13 protein-coding genes are annotated in these 17,335 nt (G+C 71.4%); 9 read left to right on the top strand and 4 right to left on the bottom strand.

The features are described 5' to 3' along the window. Positions 1-38: 38 nt before the first annotated feature. The 3 genes from addB (at position 39) to trxA (ending at position 6,902) form a co-directional block, all read left to right on the top strand. Positions 39-3,026, top strand: coding sequence for a double-strand break repair protein AddB (gene addB / locus GT007_RS14880; RefSeq protein ID WP_160122418.1), 2,988 nt, complete (start codon positions 39-41; stop codon positions 3,024-3,026). Further along, positions 3,023-6,499, top strand: a complete 3,477-nt coding sequence (gene addA, locus GT007_RS14875; protein WP_160122417.1) for a double-strand break repair helicase AddA — start codon at positions 3,023-3,025, stop codon at positions 6,497-6,499. Before addB ends, addA begins: the two co-directional genes overlap by 4 nt. Before the next feature lie 73 nt (positions 6,500-6,572). Next, positions 6,573-6,902: a thioredoxin TrxA gene (gene trxA / locus GT007_RS14870; RefSeq protein ID WP_160122416.1), complete on the top strand. Its 330-nt coding sequence runs from the start codon at positions 6,573-6,575 to the stop codon at positions 6,900-6,902. 201 nt (positions 6,903-7,103) lie between these two features. Here trxA and kynA read toward each other — a convergent pair whose 3' ends face one another. Beyond that, positions 7,104-7,931, bottom strand: a complete 828-nt coding sequence (gene kynA, locus GT007_RS14865; RefSeq protein ID WP_236571681.1) for a tryptophan 2,3-dioxygenase — start codon at positions 7,929-7,931, stop codon at positions 7,104-7,106. 67 nt (positions 7,932-7,998) lie between these two features. Between kynA and GT007_RS14860 the strand changes: the two genes are divergently transcribed. From GT007_RS14860 to GT007_RS14850, 3 genes are read left to right on the top strand one after another with little or no spacing between them, the layout of a single operon-like run. After that, entirely contained in the window at positions 7,999-9,153 is a 1,155-nt protein-coding gene (locus GT007_RS14860) for an aminotransferase class V-fold PLP-dependent enzyme (RefSeq protein WP_160122414.1), read from the top strand. After that, the gene (pdxA, locus tag GT007_RS14855) at positions 9,150-10,121 is read left to right on the top strand and encodes a 4-hydroxythreonine-4-phosphate dehydrogenase PdxA (RefSeq protein ID WP_160122413.1); all 972 of its coding nucleotides are present in this window, start codon (positions 9,150-9,152) and stop codon (positions 10,119-10,121) included. Before GT007_RS14860 ends, pdxA begins: the two co-directional genes overlap by 4 nt. Then, positions 10,121-10,840: a pyridoxine 5'-phosphate synthase gene (locus GT007_RS14850; protein WP_160122412.1), complete on the top strand. Its 720-nt coding sequence runs from the start codon at positions 10,121-10,123 to the stop codon at positions 10,838-10,840. The genes pdxA and GT007_RS14850 overlap by 1 nt, the downstream gene beginning before the upstream one ends. A 252-nt stretch (positions 10,841-11,092) precedes the next feature. Here the strand turns inward: GT007_RS14850 and ggt are convergent, their stop codons facing one another. Next, positions 11,093-12,718 (bottom strand): gamma-glutamyltransferase, encoded by a 1,626-nt coding sequence (ggt, locus tag GT007_RS14845; RefSeq protein WP_201451932.1) that lies wholly within the window; start codon positions 12,716-12,718, stop codon positions 11,093-11,095. A gap of 138 nt (positions 12,719-12,856) precedes the next feature. On the opposite strand from ggt, the gene GT007_RS14840 reads away from it, so the two are divergent. Continuing rightward, on the top strand, positions 12,857-13,498 hold the full coding sequence (locus GT007_RS14840) for a Tat pathway signal protein (protein WP_160122411.1): 642 nt from the start codon (positions 12,857-12,859) through the stop codon (positions 13,496-13,498). A 99-nt stretch (positions 13,499-13,597) separates the two neighbouring features. Here the strand turns inward: GT007_RS14840 and GT007_RS14835 are convergent, their stop codons facing one another. Continuing rightward, entirely contained in the window at positions 13,598-14,449 is an 852-nt protein-coding gene (locus tag GT007_RS14835) for an alpha/beta fold hydrolase (protein WP_160122410.1), read from the bottom strand. Beyond that, on the bottom strand, positions 14,449-15,672 hold the full coding sequence (locus GT007_RS14830; RefSeq protein WP_160122409.1) for a CaiB/BaiF CoA transferase family protein: 1,224 nt from the start codon (positions 15,670-15,672) through the stop codon (positions 14,449-14,451). The genes GT007_RS14835 and GT007_RS14830 overlap by 1 nt, the downstream gene beginning before the upstream one ends. 92 nt (positions 15,673-15,764) lie before the next feature. Here GT007_RS14830 and GT007_RS14825 point away from each other — a divergent pair, with 92 nt between their 5' ends. Together GT007_RS14825 and GT007_RS14820 are read left to right on the top strand one after the other, a co-directional pair. Then, positions 15,765-16,640 carry an alpha/beta fold hydrolase gene (locus GT007_RS14825; RefSeq protein ID WP_160122408.1) on the top strand — a complete coding sequence of 292 codons (876 nt, stop codon included), beginning with the start codon at positions 15,765-15,767 and terminating at the stop codon, positions 16,638-16,640. Beyond that, a complete protein-coding gene (locus GT007_RS14820) occupies positions 16,640-17,101 on the top strand; it encodes a GNAT family N-acetyltransferase (RefSeq protein ID WP_160122407.1) in 462 nt (153 codons plus the stop codon). The genes GT007_RS14825 and GT007_RS14820 overlap by 1 nt, the downstream gene beginning before the upstream one ends. Positions 17,102-17,335: the final 234 nt, after the last annotated feature.

Raw genomic sequence — 17,335 nt, 5'->3', positions numbered from 1 at the left:
CGGAGGGGGCAGCGCCCCTTCCGGTCTATACTGCGTCCATGCGAATCCTGACGATTCCCACCGGCGTCCCGTTTCTGCCCGCCCTGGCCGCCGGCCTGCGCGCCCGCCTGCCCGCGCCGGAGGACCTCGCCCGCGCCACCCTGCTGCTGCCCACCCGCCGCAGCGCCCGCGCGCTGCGCGCCGAATTCGCCCCGCCCGAGGGCGGCGCCCTGCTGCTGCCGCGCATGCGCGCCCTGGCGGGGCTGTCCACCGAGGACGCCGACGAGCTGGCCCTGCCGGCCCTGCTGGAACTGCCCCCCGCCGTGGAGCCCCTGCGCCGCCAGGGCGAGCTCGCGGCCCTGGTGCAGCGCCTGCCGCCCGCGCGCGGCGGCCCGGCCAGCCCGGAACAGGCCTGGGGCCTGGCGGGGGAACTCGCGGCCCTGCTGGATGAGATCGCGCTGGAGGAAGCCGATCTGGACCTGCTGCGGGACCCGCGCGCCCTGCAACACGCCTGGCTCGGCCGGCTGGAAGGGCTGGTGGAGGGCGAACTCGCCGTCCATTGGCGCATCACCACCACCTTCCTGCGCGGCGTGGTCGAGGCCTGGCAGGAATGGCTGGAGGACCAGCAGCTGCTGGATATCGGCGTGCGCCGGGTGCTGGCGCTGGCGACCCAGGCCGAGGCCTGGCGCGCCCGCCCGCCCGAGGGGCTGGTGGTCGCGGCCGGCATCGGCGCGGGCGGCACCATCCCCGCCGCCGCGCGGCTGTTGCAGGTGATCGCGGCGGAACTGCCGCAAGGCTTCGTGGTGCTGCACGCGGAGGACCCGGCCACCGCCTCGCTGGAGCCCGAGGCGCTGGACGAAGCCCCCACCCACCCCTTCCACGGCCAGCGGCGGCTGCTGCGGATGATGGGCGCCGGGCTGGGCCCCTTCCCGCCCTGGCATGAGGGCGAAGTTCCGCTGCCGCGCGCCGGGCTGCTGGGCAATGCGCTGCGCCCCGCCGCCGCCCTGCCTGCCTGGCAATCCCGCCGGCCCGATGAACACGCCCCGGCCCTCACCGGCCTCTCGCGCCAGACCGCGCCGGATGCGGAGCACGAGGCCCGCGCGGTGGCGCTGCTGCTGCGCGGCGCGCTGGAACAGCCGGGCGCCTCGGCGGCGCTGGTCACGCCCGACCGCGACCTGGCGCGCCGCACCGCCGCCGCCCTGGCCCGCCATGGCATCGAGGCGGAGGACAGCGCGGGCCAGCCCCTGCATCTCTCGGAAGCGGGCGTGTTCCTGCGGCTGGTGGCGGAGATGGTGCGCACCGGCTTCGCGCCGGTGGCGACACTCTCGGCGCTGAAACACCCGCTGGCCGCGGGCGGCATGGGGCGCGACACCTGGCTGCCCGCCGCCCGCGCGCTGGAACTGGCGGCGATGCGCGGCCCGCGCCCGGGGCCGGGGCTGGCCGGGCTGCGCGCCACGCTTTCACCCGAAGCCCCCGCCAATGCGCTGGAGATCCTGGAGGCGCTGGCCAGCGCGATGGAGGGTTTCTCCGCCCTGCCATCCTCGCCCGCCCTGCCGCCCGCGCAATTGCTGTCGGACCTGCTGGCGGCGGCAGAGCGGCTGGCCAGCTCCCCGGAACTGCCGGGCGGCCTGGCCTTGTATGCCGGGGAGGAAGGCGAGGCCCTGGCCAACCATCTGGCCGACATGCAGGTGGCCTTCGCCGCCCTGCCGCCCATCGCGCCCAACCGCTTCCCGCCTCTGTTCGAGGCGGCGCTGGGCCAGGGTGTGGCGCGCCGACCGCGCAGCCGCTCCGCGCACCCGCGCGTGGCGATCCTGGGCCTGCTGGAAGCGCGGCTGCTGCATTTCGACCGCGTGGTGCTGGGCGGCCTGGATGAGGCGATCTGGCCGCTGGCCACCGACCCCGGCCCCTGGATGGGCCGGCCCATGCGGCGGCAATTCGGCCTGCCCTCGCCGGAATCCCGCATCGGCCGCGTCGCCGCCGATTTCCTGCTGACGGCGAGTTCGGCCAAGGAGGTCGTGCTGTCCCGCGCCACCCGGCGCGGCGGCTCCCCCACCGTGCCCGCGCGCTGGCTGACGCGGCTGGAGACCTTCCTGGCCGGGCAGCGCAACGCGCACTGGCCGCAGGGGCTGAGCCTGCCGGAGAACCCCGCCGTGGCCTGGGCCGCCGCGCTGGACCAGCCGGAGGGCGAAATCACCCCCGCCCGCCGCCCGCGCCCCGCGCCGCCCGCGGGCGAGCGGCCGCGCAAGCTGTCGGTGACCGATGCCGGGCTGCTGCTGGCCGATCCTTATTCCTTCTACGCCAAGCGGGTGCTGCGCCTCAGCCCGCTGGACCCGCTGGAGGCCGAGATCGGCCCCGCCGAATACGGGGAGCTGGTGCATGAGACGATGGCGCGTTTCCTGACCGCCCTGCCCGCGAAATGGCCGGGCGAGGACAGCGCCCGCGCCGCCTGGACCGCCGCCGCGCAACAGGCCCTGGCGAACGCCGCGCTGCGCCCGGCGGTCGCGGCCTTCTGGCGCCCGCGCCTGGCCCGCATCGGCGATTATGTGCTGGAGCACGAGCCCACCCACCGCGCGGAACGCGGCGTGATCGGCACGCGGGTGGAGCTGAAGGCCGAGGCGGTGGTGCACGGCATCACCCTGCATGGCCGGGCGGACCGGGTGGACCAGCTCTCGGACGGCTCGGTGGCGATCCTGGACTACAAGACCGGCACCCTGCCCACCGCGCGGGAGGTGAATGACGGCACCGCCCCCCAATTGCCGCTGGAAGCCGTGCTGGCCGCCGATGGCGGCTTCCAGGGCCTGCCGCCGGCCGAGGCCACGCATCTGCTCTACTGGCGCCTGACCGGCGGGCGGGAGGCCGGCAAGGAACTGGCGCTGGACAAGGTGGCCGATCTGGTCGAGCAGGCGCGCGCCGCCATGCTGCACCTGGCCACCGACTACCTGGCCGGCGAAAAGCCCTTCACCGCCCGCCCCCACCCCGGCCGCACCAGCCGCAACCAGGATTACGCGCATCTGGCGCGCGTGGCCGAATGGGAGCCCGGCGCATGAACACCGCCCTCACCCCCGCGCAGCGCGCCGAGGCCGAACAGTCCCGCGCCTCCGATCCGCTGGCCTCGGCCTGGGTCTCGGCCTCGGCCGGGTCGGGCAAGACCAAGCTGCTGACCGACCGCGTGCTGCGGCTGATGCTGGCGGGCACCGCGCCCGGGCGCATCCTGTGCCTGACCTTCACCAAGGCGGCCGCCGCCGAGATGGCGCAACGGCTGAACAAAGCCCTGGGCGGCTGGGCGGTGGCGGAGGACGCGGAGCTGCTGCGCGCCCTGACCCGCCTGCTGGGCCACCGCCCCAGCCCCGCCGAATCCGACCTGGCCCGCCGCCTGTTCGCCGAGGTGCTGGAACTGCCGGGCGGCATGCGCATCAGCACCATCCATGCCTTCTGCCAGTCCCTGCTGCGCGCCTTTCCGCTGGAGGCCGGGTTGCCGCCGCAATTCTCGGTGCTGGAGGAACGCGACGCCGCCGCCACCCTGACCGAGGCGCGGGAGGAGATCCTGGCCAGGGGCTCGCCCGCGCTGGAATCCCTGGCCGAGAAGATCTCCGCCGACCGCTTCGCCCAGCTGGTGAAGGATATGGCGGGGGAGGCCGCGCGGATCGGCGCGGCGCTGGAGGAGGTGGGCGGCCTGGCCCTGCTGCGCGCCGCCCTGGCCAACGCGCTGGGCGCGCCCGCCGATGCCGACACGGCGCTGGAGACCGGATGCCTGGCCGCCGACGACACCGCCCTGGCGCGCGCGGCGGCGATGCTGAAGCTCTCCGGCAACGCCAATGACCAGCAGCGGGGGGCGAAGCTCTCGGCCTGGCTGGCGCTGGATGGGGCGGGGCGCGCCGCGCGCTTCACGGATTGGGCCGGCATCCTGCTGACCAACGACGGCGCCATCCGCAAAAGCTTCGCCACCAAGACCGGCATGCCCAAGACCGCCGCCGAGACCCAGGACATCCTGACGCGGGAAGCCGAGCGCATCCTGCGCCTGCGGCAATCCCAGGTCGCGGCCGGCATGGTGGACAGCACGCTGGCCCTGCTGGGCCTGGCGGAGCCGGTGCTGGCGGCCTACCGCTCGGCCAAGGAAAGCCGGGCGCAGCTGGATTTCAACGACCTGATCACCGCCACCGGCGACCTGCTGCGCGACCCCGGCAGCGCCTGGGTGCTGTTCAAGCTGGACAGCGGCCTGGACCACATCCTGGTGGACGAGGCGCAGGACAGCAATCCGGCGCAATGGCGCATCGTGAAGGCGCTGTCGGCCGATTTCTTCGCGGGCCAAGGGGCGAACCCCGGCGCCGGCGACACCCCGCGCAGCGTCTTCGCGGTGGGGGATGTGAAGCAATCCATCTACGGCTTCCAGGGCGCCGACCCCACCGGCTTCTCCGACAGCCGGGGGCATTTCTCCGCCCGGGTGCGCGGGGCCGCGGGCCGGTTCGAGGATGTGCCGCTGGATGTGTCCTTCCGCTCCACCCCCGCCGTGCTGGGGCTGGTGGATGGCTGCTTCGCCAGCGGCACCGCGCGCGATGGCGTGGTGGAGCCCGGCGCCACCCTGCGCCACATCCCCCACCGCCAGGGCGCGGCCGGGCTGGTGGAGCTGTGGCCCCTGCAACTGGCGGCCAAGACCGGCACCCCCGCCCCCTGGGCGGTGCCCGAGGAAACCGAGGCCGAGGCCCATGCCCAGGCCCGGCTGGCCACCGCCATCGCCGCCCGCATCCGCCACATGCTGGATACGGAAACCCTGCCCGCCCGATCGGATGGCCCGGACCAGCCCCAGGGCCGGCGCGTCCGCCCAGACGACATCCTGATCCTGGTACGCAGCCGCAACGCGCTGGCGCGCCTCATCATCCGGGAACTGAAGCAGGCGCGGGTGCCGGTGGGCGGGCTGGACCGCATCGCGCTGACCGCGCAGATCGGCGTGATGGACGTGCTGGCGCTGCTGGACGTGCTGCTGATGCCGCGCGACGACCTGCAACTGGCCGCCCTGCTGAAATCCCCCCTGCCGCCCGTCAGCCTGACGGAGGAGGAGCTGTTCGCGCTGGCGCGGGGCCGCGATGCCTCGCTGCATGCCCAATTGATGGAATATCGCGGCCAGGGCGGCCGCTTCGCCCAGGCCGCCGAATGGGTCGCCGGCTGGGCCGCGCGGGCGGACCGCGCCACGCCGCATGCGCTGCTGGCCGAACTGCTCGGCGCCGATGGCGGCCGGGCGCGGCTGCTGGCGCGGCTGGGCCCGGAGGCCGCCGAGGGGCTGGACGAGCTGCTGAACGCCGCCCTGGTGCATGAGGGGCGGCACCCGCCTTCCCTGCAAGGCTTCCTGCACTGGCTGCGCCAGGGCGGCGCCGAGGTGAAGCGCGATGCCGAGCAGGCGCAGGGGCTGGTGCGGCTGATGACCGTGCATGGCGCCAAGGGCCTGCAGGCGCCCATCGTCATCCTGCCCGACACGGTGCGCCGCGCGCCCAACGACAGCGGCCTGCGCTGGCTGGAGGAAGGGCTGAACCACCCCCTGCCGCTCTGGGCCCCCGCGCAGGAAAAGCCGAGGCCGGAGGCGGTGGACCGCCTCTCCGAGGCCGAGGCCCGCGCCCGCCAGCAGGAGGAAAACCGCCTGCTGTATGTCGCCCTGACCCGCGCCGAGGACCGGCTGCTGGTCTGCGGCTGGGCCGGGGAGAAGGGCGCGCGGGACGAGGATTGGTACCACCAGATCCGCCTGGGCTTCGAGGCGCTGGGCGCCACCGCCGCGCCCTTCGCGCCAGGGGATTTCGGCGCCCCCGCCGAGGGTTTCGTCGGCGAGGCCCTGGCCTTCGCCACCCCGCAGACCGAGCCCCCGCGCGAGGAACCCCCGCGCGAGGCCGCCCGCGCCGCCACCCTGCCCCCCTGGTCCGCCATCCCGGCGGAGCTGGAGCGGGTGCCCGGCGCGCTCTCGCCCTCCGCCCTGCTGGATGAGGAGGCGGGCCCGCCCGCCGCCGCCCCGCACGCGCCCGGCGACCCGGCGGCCCGGCGCTTCCTGCGCGGGCGGCTGATCCATGCGCTGTTGCAGCATCTGCCGCTGCTGCCGCTCGAGGACCGGCCCGCCGCCACCCGGCGCTTCCTGGCCCGCCCGGGTCATGGAATTGTCACGGCTGAGCAGGAGGCCATCGCGGCCGAGGTCGCGGCGCTGCTGCACGATCCGCGCTTCGCCGCCGCCTTCGGCCCGGATTCGCTGGCGGAGGCGCCGATCGCCGGGCGCATCGGCGGCCAGCTCTATGCCGGCCAGGTGGACCGGCTGCTGGTGGAAGCGGGGCGGGTGCTGCTGATCGACTACAAGACCAACCGCCCGCCGCCGGCGCTGGTGGGCGATGTCTCGCCCGCCTATCTGAAGCAGATGGCGGCCTACAGGGCCTTGCTGCGGCTGGCCTTTCCGGGCCGCGCCGTGGAATGCGCGCTGCTGTGGACCTATGCCGCGCGCCTCATGCCCCTGCCGGATGGCTTGCTGGATATGCATGCGCCCGGCGCGTAGCGGCCACGCGCACCTTGACCAATGCCACCCGGCGACCGACTTTCACTCTCAGCGCGTTTCGAGGACCCCCGCCATGAGCGAACTGACCAAGCCCGTCACCGATGACAGCTTCAAGCAGGATGTGCTGGAAAGCCCCGGCCCCGTGCTGGTGGATTTCTGGGCCGAATGGTGCGGCCCGTGCCGCATGGTCGGCCCGGTGCTGGACGAGATCGCCAAGGAATACCAGGGCAAGCTGACCATCGCGAAGGTGGACATCGACGAGAACCCGATGACGCCGAACGAATACGCGGTGCGCGGCATCCCCACCATGATCCTGTTCAAGGACGGCAAGCCCGTGGACACCAAGGTGGGCGCGATGCCGAAGGGCCAGATGAAGGCCTGGCTGGCCGGGCATCTCGGCTGAAGCCGCGCCGGGAGGGGGATGCCCCCTCCCGGCCCGCCTTAGGGCCAATCGACATTCAAGTTGCGGGTGCGTCTGGTGGTGCTTTTCCACGCCAGCAGCGTCAGAACCCTTGCCAATGCCCCAGCATTGGCGGCGGCTTCTTCCTCCCTGGCGCGAAAAATCCCCGGCCAGCCGCCTCCCGAACCTGATTGTCGATCGGCCCTAGCCCTTCGCCTTGATCCGCGTCCGCGCCTCGAACAATTCGGGGAAGAAGCGGCGCTCCAGCGCCTGGCGCAGATAGGCCACACCCGCCGACCCGCCGGTGCCCATGCGATAGCCGATGATGCGCTCCACCGTGCGCATGTGGCGGAAGCGCCAGGTCTGGAAATTGTCCTCCAAGTCGACCAGCTCCTCGGCCAGCTCGTACAGGTCGAAACCGTCCTCCGCCCCTTCGTAGATGCTGGTCCACAGGGCGGTCACGCCCTCATTCTCCTGGTGCGGCAGGCTGACATCGCGGTCCAGCACCTCCTTCGGCACCGGCAGGCCCCGGCGCGCCAGCAGGCGCAGCGTCTCGTCATAGATCGAGGGCTCGGCCATCGCCTGTTCCAGCACCGCCATCAGGTCCGGCCGGTGGGCGTGCGGCTTCAGCATGAAGGCGTCCTTCGCGCCCAGGCGGAATTCCAGCAGCCGGTACTGCCAGGACTGAAAGCCCGAGGAACTGCCCAGCTTGTCGCGGAAGGCCAGGTAGTCGTGCGGGGTCATGGTGCTCAGCACGTCCCAGGCCTCGATCAGCTGGCGCTGGATGCGTCCGGCCCGCGCCATGGCCTTGAAGGCCGGGCGCAGCGCGTCGCGCCGGATGCAGTCCATGGCCAGCGTCAGCTCATGGTTCAGCAGCTTCAGCCAGATCTCCTGCACGTGGTGGATGCAGATGAACAGCATCTCGTCATGCTGGCCCGAGAGCGGGTCCTGCGCCGTCAGCAGCTGGTCCAGCTTCAGATAGTCGCCATAGCTCATGCGGCGGCTGAAATCGGTGGTGATGCCCTGGGTCATGGCGGCCGCTCCGTGAATGCGCCGCGGCAGTCTAGCCAGAAGCGTGCCAAGCGGACATGTTCCGCCCATGCTCGATCTGGCCGCGCATTTCTCCGCCTTTCTGAAGCCCGGGCCCAATGGCCCGCCGCGCCTGCATTTCGCGGCTCACAGCCACCACCCCTGGCCGGACGCCACGCGCGCCGCGCACATGCAGGCCTGGGACAACGCCGCCCGGCTGATCGACGGCAAGTGGGAACCCATCCTGGCGCATAAATGGCAGGAGCTGGCGAAGGTGATCGCCGGGCTGCTGCGCCTGCCGGACCCGTCCAGCCTGTGCTTCGCGCCCAACACCCATGAATTCGCCACCCGCATCCTGTCGGCCATGCCGATCGGGCGGCCGGTGCGGGTGCTGACCACGGATGCGGAATTCCACAGCTTCTCCCGCCAGATCGCGCGGCTGGAGGAGGAAGGGCTGGCCCAGGTCACCCGCATCGCCGCCGAACCCGCGCGCGACTGCCTGCCGAAGCTGGCCGAGGCCGCCGCCCGGGGCTTCGACCTGATCTGGGTCAGCGAGGTGTTCTTCTCCTCCGGCGCCGCGCTGGAGGGGTTCGAGGATCTGGCCCGCGCCGCCGGCGAGGCCGCGCTGGTGATCGACGGCTATCACGCCTTCATGGCGCGGCCGGTGGATCTCTCGGCGGTGGCGGGCCGCGCCTTCTACCTGGCCGGGGGCTATAAATACGCGATGGGCGGGGAGGGCTGCTGCTTCCTGCACTGCCCGCCCGGCTGGCTGCCGCGCCCGCGCGACACCGGCTGGTACGCGGCCTTCGGCGCGCTGGGGGCAGCGCAATCCGGCGTGCCCTATGCCGAGGACGGGCGCCGCTTCATGGGCGCCACCTTCGATCCCTCGGGCCTCTACCGCCTGCATGCCGCGCTGAACTGGGCGGCCAGCGTGAAGGCCAGCCCCGCCGTGATCCACGCCCATGCCCATGCGCTGCAGGCGCGCTTCGTGGCCGGGCTGGACGGCACCGGGCTGGCCCCGGCCCGGCTGGTGGTGCCCGTGACGGACCCCGCGCGCGGCAATTTCCTGACCTTCGCCCTGCCCGACGCCGAGGCCTGGCAGGCCAGGCTGGAGGCCGCGAACATCATCACCGACCGGCGCGGCGACCGGCTGCGCTTCGGCTTCGGGATCTATCAGCGGGAGGCCGATGTGGACGCGCTGCTGCAGCGGATGCGCGGGCTGTGAAGCCGCTCGCACTCACCATGGGCGAACCCGCGGGCATCGGCGCGGAGGTCGCGGCCAAGGCCTGGGCCGCGCTGCGCGGCGCGGGGGGCCCGGGCTTCGTGTTCCTGGGCGATGCCGAGGCCATCCAGGGCGTACCGGTGGTGCGCGTGGACAGTCCGGAGCAAGCCCCCGCCGCCTTCGCCGCCGGCCTGCCGGTGCTGCACACCCCCCTGCCCGCCCGGCCCCGCCCCGGCGTGCTGGACCCGGCCAACGCCCCCGCCGTGATCGCCAGCATCGAGGCCGCGGTGGCCCTGGCCCAGGCTGGGCGCGTGGGCGCGGTCGTCACCAACCCGATCCAGAAATCCGTCCTCACCGGCACCGGCTTCCCCTATCCGGGCCACACGGAATTCCTGCACGCGCTGGCCCCCGTCGCCGCCCGCCCCGTCATGCTGCTGGCCAGCGAGGAGCTGCGCGTGGTGCCGGTGACCATCCACGAATCGCTGCGCAGCGCCATCGCGCGGCTGACGCCGGAGCTGATCGTGGAAACCGCCCGCATCACCCATGACGGGCTGGTGCGGGATTTCGGCATCGCCCGGCCCCGCCTGGCCATCGCCGGCCTGAACCCCCATGCCGGGGAGGCCGGGACCATGGGGCGCGAGGATATCGAGATCGTGGCCCCCGCCGTCGCGGCCCTACAAGCGCTCGGCATCGACGCGCGCGGCCCGCTGCCGCCGGACACCATGTTCACCGCCCATGCCCGGCCGCGCATGGATGTGGCGATCTGCCTGTATCACGACCAGGCGCTGATCCCGATCAAGACGCTGGACATGGATGGCGGCGTGAACGTCACGCTCGGGCTTTCCATCATCCGCACCAGCCCCGACCACGGCACCGCGCTGGATATCGCGGGCCGGGGCGTGGCCAACCCTTCCTCGCTGCTGGCCGCGCTGCGGCTGGCGCGCTCCCTCGCGGAACATCGGAGTTCCTGATGCGCCTTTCGGTCAATGTCGATCACGTCGCCACCCTGCGCAACGCGCGCGGCGGCACCTTCCCCTCCCCGGTCGAGGCCGCGCGGCTGTGCATGGCATCGGGCGCCGACGGCATCACCATGCACCTGCGGGAGGACCGCCGGCACATCCGCGACGCGGACGTGCTGGCCGTGCGCGCCGAGGTGCCCTGCCGCCTGAACTTCGAGATGGCGGCCACCGAGGAAATGGTCGCCTTCGCCGAGAAACTGCGCCCTGAGGCCTGCTGCATCGTGCCCGAGAAGCGCCAGGAACTGACCACCGAGGGCGGCCTGGAAGTGCTGAACCCCGCCCCCTTCCTGGCCGAGGCCATCGCGCGGCTGACCGCCGCGGGCGTCGAGGTCAGCCTGTTCGTCGAACCCGAGCCGGAAGCCATCCGCGCCGCCAAACGCCTGGGCGCCCAGGCGGTGGAACTGCACACCGGCAGCTACGCCGAAGGCGCGCCCGAACGCCGGGCCGACCAGCTGGCCCGCATCACCGCCGCCGCCCAGGCCGCCAAGGCCGAAGGGCTGCTGTGCCACGCGGGCCATGGCCTCAGCTTCGAGACCCTGCCGCCGGTCGCCGCCCTGCCCGAGATCGCGGAAGTGTCGATCGGGCATTTCCTGATCTCGGCCAGCGTGTTCGAAGGGCTGCCGGCCGTGATCGCGCGCTTCAAGGGGATCATCGCCGCGGCGAGGGGGTGAGGCGGGGGCGTTGCCCCCGGAGCCCCCAGCAAGGGGCTCTGCCCCTTGCATCCCCGCCAAAGGCCGAAAGGCCCTTGGAACCCAGGAATTGGCGCTTCATCCTGGCAGGCGGGGCGCCATTTTCATTATTAAAATCAATAGGAACCACGTTTCCAGAATGTAGCGCCCAACTGCTCTAGGTCCAGGACCGAGCACGGTCCTGGCGGGGGTGTCGGGGGCGGAGCCCCTGACTGGCGCCCTCCCCTGCCCGCGCTACACGCCCCCCGGGTATCCATCCCGCTGCGGGTCCGCCCCGCCTTCCAGCTTGCCGTCCCACATCGAGATCCCGTGGACGGCCGCGAAGGCGTAGCTGATGGCGTGGCGCTTCACCTGGTAGTCCATGGCCCGCAATTCCCGTTCCACCGCGCGGGGGATGCGGTTGGACAGGTCGATCACCTCCGAGGTCGCGGAGAAGCGGGGCGCGCTGACGGCCTCCTGCATGGTCATGCCCCAGTCGAGCAGGTTCAACAGCGCCTGGCCGACCGCCACGCCGATCCAGGCACCGCCCGGCGCGCCCAGCGTGGCCACGGGCGTGTCGCCCTCGAACACGATGCTGGGAGACATGGAGGAATAGCGCCGCTTGCCCGGCGCGATGGAGCCCGCCCGGCCCGGGCGCGGGTCGTACCAGTTCATCGCCCCGTTCAGCATGAAACCCATCCCCCCGGGCATCACGCCCGAGGGCAGGCCCAGCGTGTGGGTCAGCGACACCACCATGCCATCGGCATCGACGCAGGAGATGGTGGTGGTGCCCGTGGGCTCCGGCAGGCGCGTCAGGCTGGTGCGGCGGCCGGCCACGATGCCCAGGGCGCAGGCATCGGCGTATTGGTCGGAGAGCAGCATCTCCAGCGGTGCCGGGGCGAAATCCGGGTCGCCGATGTGCTCGTCCTTGTCGCGGCCCGCGATCAGCATCGCCTCGGCCACGATGCGGATGTACTCGGCGCTGTTGTGGCCGAGCGAGACCAGGTCGAAGCGTTCCAGGATGCGCAGCATCTCCGCCACGAAGATGCCGCCGGCGGGCGGCGGCGGCAGGGCGATGCGCCGGCCGCGATAGGGGATGGAGAGCGAGGCCTCCCGCCGGGGGCGGAAATTCTCCAGGTCCGCGCGGGTGATGAGGCCGCCATGGGCCGCCATGTCGGCCACGATCGCGGCCGCGATGTCGCCGCGATAGAAGGCATCGGCACCGTCGCGGGCAATGGTCTCCAGCGTGTCGGCGAGCGCGGGGTTCACCACCTTGTCGCCCACGCGCTTGGGCGTGCCGTCCGGGCGGCAGTAGAGCGCGGCGCCCTGTTGAGTGAAGGCCAGCTTGCGCTGATAAGGCAGGCGGCCATAGCCCGCCTCATCCAGATGGAACATGGCCGCGACATGCGGGCGCACCAGCCAGCCCTCGCGCGCCAGCGCCATGGCGGGGGCGAAGAGCTCCCGCCAGGGCAGGCGGCCGGCCGCGGCGTGGGCGGCGGCGAAATTGGCCAGGATGCCGGGCACCGTCACCGCCTCATGCCCCAGCTCATTGGCGAAATCCGACAGCACATAGCCATAGCCGTCGCTGCATTCGCGCTGGAAGCGGCTGGCGAACATGTCCTCCCGCGCGGCGGCGGGGCAGGTGGACAGGCCATCCCACACCTCATGCCGGCCGGTCGCGGGGTCGAACAGATGCGCGACGCCGAGGCCCCCCAGACCGCACATCATCGGGTCCACCACGCCCTGGGCCAGGGCGCAGCCGATGGCGGCATCCAGCGCATTGCCGCCGGCGCGCAGGATCTCGGTGCCCGCCTCCACGGCTTCCGGTTGTGGGGCCACGATCATGGCGTGTGGCTCGGGCAGGCAACGGCTGGGGCGCATCGGGATTCTCCTTGAACTGAGTGATGCACGTCCCGGGCGCTTCGTGTAGGCGCTTGGCTGACATGTGTCCTGGCTGTTAGGTTTTGTTCCAGAGTGTTGGGGCAAAATCATGCCCCGGAATGAAGGAGGATTTCGCTCATGCGCCTGATGCGCCGTGCCTTCGTGGCTTTCGCCGTTCTTTTGGGCCTCGGTGCGCTGGCGCCGGCCCATGCCCAGAACCGCTTCTATCTGGTGAACAACTCCGGCGAGGTGATTCGCGAGGCCTATGTCTCGTCCTCCCGCGTGCAGAACTGGGGGCCGGACATCCTGGGTTCCAGCGTGCTGCCGGCCGGCAACCAGGTGTTCGTCACCCCCACCTTCGGCGACTGCATCCTGGATGTGCGGGTGGTGTACCAGTCGGGCCGGGAAGCCACCCGCATGGGGGTGAACGCCTGCAACATCACGCGCATCGCCTTCGGCGGCGGCGGCGTGTACCAGCAGCCGGGCGCGGGCGCGGGTGCCGTGATCGGCGGGGGGGCGGTCAGCGGCAACCCCTCCTTCACGCTGGTGAACGCCACGGGCACCACCATCCGTGAGATCTACGCCTCCTCCTCCCAGCTCTCGAACTGGGGGCCGGACCGGCTGGGGTCCAGCGTGCTGAACCCGGGCGGCAGCCTGTACATCAACATGCCGGGCGGCCTGGGCTGCATGACCGACATCCGCGTGGTGTACATGAACGGCGCCGCGCAGGACCGCCGGGGCATGGAGACCTGCTCCGTCAGCACCATCACCTGGCGCTGAGGGTTTGAGGGGGGCTCCGGCCCCCCTTTTTTATGAATGGGCCAAGCAGCCGCGCCGCCCTGCCGGCGGCGAGGAGCGGCAGGCCCGCCAGCGCCCGATTTACCGCAGAAAGTCCTGGATCAGCCGCACCTGGCCCGCCTCCATCAGGGCGGGCGCATGGCCGCAGCCGGGGATGGTGGCCAGCGTCACGGTCTCGGGCTCGGCCATCTGGCGGGCGGTGCCGGGCAGCAGCAGGTCGCTGCTCTCACCCCGGATCACCAGGGTGGGCCGGGCCGAAACCCAGGGCCACAGCGCCCAGAGATCCACATCGGCCAGCGGGCCCATGCCCATCGGCTCCACGATGCGCGGGTCGTAATGCAGGCGCCAGCCGCCGCCAGGCGTGCGGTGCGCGCTGTGGGTGGCCATGTGGCGCCACTCGGCATCGGTCAGCGGGCCGAAGGGCGCATGGACGCGGCGCAGATAGGCCTCCACCTGCTCCAGCGCGGTGAATTCCACCGGCGGCTGGGAGAGATAATCGCGGATGCGCTCCAGCGAGGCGACGGGCACGAAGGGGCCGATGTCGTTCAGCACCATCCGGCGCGGGCCGGGGCCGGGCAGCCCCGCCAGCCCCATGCCGATCAGCCCGCCCATGGAGGTGCCGACCCAGTCATACTCGCCCAGGCTGGCCAGCAGCGGCGCGATCAGCCCGACATAGACCGGCACGATGTATTGCGTGCCCAGCGGCAGCCAGGCGGAGATGCCGCGCCCCGGCACGTCCAGGCAGAGCACCCGCCGGCCCTCGGCGGCGAGCGCCGCCGCCAGCACGTCGAAATCCCGCCCGTTGCGGGTCAGCCCATGCACGCAGACCACGGGGCGGCCATCGGCCGGCCCCCATTCGTGCCATCGCAGCATCACCCCCCCGCCCTCGAAGGGCGAGAGGAAACCGCCGATCGAGGGGGAGGGTGCGCCCATCAGATGATGCCCTTGTCCTTGAGCGCCGCGACCTCGGCCTCGCTCATGCCCAGGATGCCCTGCAGCACCTCGGCGTTGTGCTGCCCCAGCACCGGGGCGGCGGAGCGGTAGCTGGGCGGCGTGGCCGACAGCTTCACCGGGTTGGCCGTGACCTTCACGCGGGCACCCGAGGCATGGTCCATCTCCAGCACCATGTTGCGCGCGATCACATGCGGGTCGCTGAACACATCCTTCAGCGTGTTGATCGGCCCGCAGGCGATCTTCAGCGCCTCAAGCTCCTTGATCCACTCGGCGGTGGTCTTGGACTTCATCAGGGGCGTCAGCGTGTCCGTCACCAGCTGGCGGTTCTCGACGCGCTTGGGGTTGGTGGCGAAGCGCTCATCGGCCAGCAGATGCTCCTGGCCGAAATTCTTGCAGAAGCGCTCGAAGGTCGGGTCATTGCCCACGGCCAGGATCAGGTAGCCGTCCTTGGACGGGAATTCCTGGTACGGCGCGATGTTGGGGTGCTGGTTGCCCAGGCGCGGCGGGTTCTCGCCGGTGGACAGGAAGTTGGAGCCCTGGTTCGCCAGCCACGCCACATGGGTGTCCAGCATGCCGATGTCGATGTGCTGGCCCTGGCCGGTCGCGTGCCGGTGGTTCAGCGCCGACAGGATGCCGATGCAGCCGTACAGCCCCGCGAACAAATCCGCCACCGGCACGCCGGCCTTCTGCGGGGAACCGCCGGGCTCACCGGTCAGGGACATGATGCCGCCCATCGCCTGGATCAGCGCGTCATAGCCCGGGCGCGGCGCGTAGGGGCCGGTCTGCCCGAAGCCGGTGATCGAGCAGTAGATCAGGCGCGGGAATTTCTTCGACAGCTGCTCATAGCCGAGGCCGTACTTGGCCAGCGCGCCCACCTTGAAGTTCTCGGCCAGGATGTCGCAGCTTTCCAGCAGCTTCAGGATCAGCGCCTGGCCCTGGGCGCTGGCGATGTCCACCGTGACGGACTTCTTGTTGCGGTTTACGCCGACGAAATACGCGCTCTCCCGCGTGTTGGGCACGAAGGGGGGGGCGAAGCCGCGGGTGTCGTCGCCGGCCTCGGGGCGCTCGATCTTGATGACCTCGGCGCCCAGGTCGCCCAGCATCTGGGTGCAGGTGGGCCCCGCCAGCACGCGCGTCAGGTCCAGCACGCGCAGGCCCTTGAGCGGACCGGTGTTTTCGGGGGCGGTAACGGTATCGGGCATGAGGCTGTTTCTCCTGGCCCATGGTTTCATCACGGGATTGCCGACCTGTCACCCCCGCACCATGCTGCGCCCGGCCAAGAGGGAAGCGCGCGATGCCGAAGATCACCACCGATGATGGCGTGGGCCTGTATTACGAGGAAACCGGCGAGGGCACGCCCATCGTCTTCGTCCACGAATACGCGGGGGACTGGCGCAGCTGGGAATTGCAGATGCGCTTCTTCGGACGGCGCTACCGCTGCATCACCTATTCCGCGCGCGGCTACACCCCCAGCGACATCCCGCAGGACGAGGCCTCCTACAGCCAGGCCCATGCGGCGGATGACATCGCGGCCGTCATCAAGGGGCTGAACCTTGGCCGCGCGCATGTGGTGGGGCTGTCCATGGGCGCCTTCGCCACGCTGCACCTGGGCCTGCGCCACCCCGAACTGGCGCGGAGCCTGACGGCGGCCGGCGTCGGCTATGGCGCCGACCCCGCCAAGCGCGAGCAGTTCAAGGCCGAGACCGAGGCCAACACCGCGCGCATCAAGGAGCTGGGCATGGACCGCTTCGGCGCCATCTACGCCCGCGGCCCCACCCGGCTGGTCTATGAGGAAAAGGATCCGCGCGGCTTCGCGGAGTTCGAGCGCCAGCTGCGCGAGCACGACACCACCGGCAGCTATCTGACCCAGCGCGGCGTGCAGCTTCGCCGCCCTTCCCTGTTCGACCTGAAGGCGGATTTCGAGAAGCTGGCCCTGCCCACCTTCATCGTCGCCGGCGATGAGGACGACCCGACGCTGGAGGCCAGCATCTACCTCAAGCGCACCATCAAATCCTCGGCCCTGCTGGTGATGCCGAAATGCGGGCACACCATGAACATCGAGGACCCGGACGCCTTCAACCGCGCCGTGCTGGACTTCATCACCCATGTCGATGCCGGCACCTGGCGCAACCGCATCCCGGCCAGCCAGTCGGGCGGGATCGTGCGCTGATGCTGGCGATCCGGCCGGTGATCCCGGCCGATGGCCCGGCGCTGGTGCCGCTGCTGCATCAGCTGGGCTATGCCTGGGAAGGCCCGGCGGTGACGCAGAATCTGGCCCGGCTGCTGGCCACCGGCGACGACCCGGTGCTGGTGGCCGAACGCGACGGCACCCCGGTGGGGCTGGTCGCGCTGCACATGATGCACACGCTGCACTGGTCGTACCGCATCGCGCGCATCACCGCCCTGGTGGTAGAGGAAAACGAGCGCGGCACCGGGCTGGGGCGGCTGCTGATCGACGCGGCGGAGGAACTGGCGGCGGCAGGCGGGTGCGAGGCGCTGGAACTGACCAGCGGTATGCACCGGCCGGCGGCGCATGCGTTCTACCGGCGGCTGGGGTTTCAGGATCAGGCGCTGCGGTTCTACAGGCAGATCGAGGGCGCCGCCCTCGAGCACCCGTTGAGAGGGAAATGACTTTCCCTCTCAAACTCTCCCATTACTTTTTATCGGTTTGGGGGCCGTGCGGGGCCTGCGAAGGCTTTTCATGTAAATTTATACAATAATATCAATTATGGGTCTCAACTAGCACGAGCGTCTGAAAGGTCGCTAATGCTATGAAAAGACTTGTGAACCGGTACGTCAAAAGTTCCAAACTTTCCGAGCCCCAGTTCCGGCTGTTCGCCAAGCTGTTCGCGGCCGATCTCACCG

Source organism: Rhodovarius lipocyclicus, assembly GCF_009900765.1.
GTDB classification, from domain to species: domain Bacteria; phylum Pseudomonadota; class Alphaproteobacteria; order Acetobacterales; family Acetobacteraceae; genus Rhodovarius; species Rhodovarius lipocyclicus.
The sequence above is the reverse complement of the archived record's forward strand: the minus strand, read 5'-3'. Positions and strand labels throughout refer to the sequence as shown.

Coding starts and splice junctions, on each gene's coding strand:
- addB (WP_160122418.1), top strand. CDS start 39: ATGCGAATCCTGACGATTCCCACCGGCGTCCCGTTTCTGCCCGCCCTG.
- addA (WP_160122417.1), top strand. CDS start 3,023: ATGAACACCGCCCTCACCCCCGCGCAGCGCGCCGAGGCCGAACAGTCC.
- trxA (WP_160122416.1), top strand. CDS start 6,573: ATGAGCGAACTGACCAAGCCCGTCACCGATGACAGCTTCAAGCAGGAT.
- kynA (WP_236571681.1), bottom strand. CDS start 7,931: ATGACCCAGGGCATCACCACCGATTTCAGCCGCCGCATGAGCTATGGC.
- GT007_RS14860 (WP_160122414.1), top strand. CDS start 7,999: ATGCTCGATCTGGCCGCGCATTTCTCCGCCTTTCTGAAGCCCGGGCCC.
- GT007_RS14850 (WP_160122412.1), top strand. CDS start 10,121: ATGCGCCTTTCGGTCAATGTCGATCACGTCGCCACCCTGCGCAACGCG.
- ggt (WP_201451932.1), bottom strand. CDS start 12,718: ATGCGCCCCAGCCGTTGCCTGCCCGAGCCACACGCCATGATCGTGGCC.
- GT007_RS14840 (WP_160122411.1), top strand. CDS start 12,857: ATGCGCCTGATGCGCCGTGCCTTCGTGGCTTTCGCCGTTCTTTTGGGC.
- GT007_RS14835 (WP_160122410.1), bottom strand. CDS start 14,449: ATGGGCGCACCCTCCCCCTCGATCGGCGGTTTCCTCTCGCCCTTCGAG.
- GT007_RS14830 (WP_160122409.1), bottom strand. CDS start 15,672: ATGCCCGATACCGTTACCGCCCCCGAAAACACCGGTCCGCTCAAGGGC.
- GT007_RS14825 (WP_160122408.1), top strand. CDS start 15,765: ATGCCGAAGATCACCACCGATGATGGCGTGGGCCTGTATTACGAGGAA.
- GT007_RS14820 (WP_160122407.1), top strand. CDS start 16,640: ATGCTGGCGATCCGGCCGGTGATCCCGGCCGATGGCCCGGCGCTGGTG.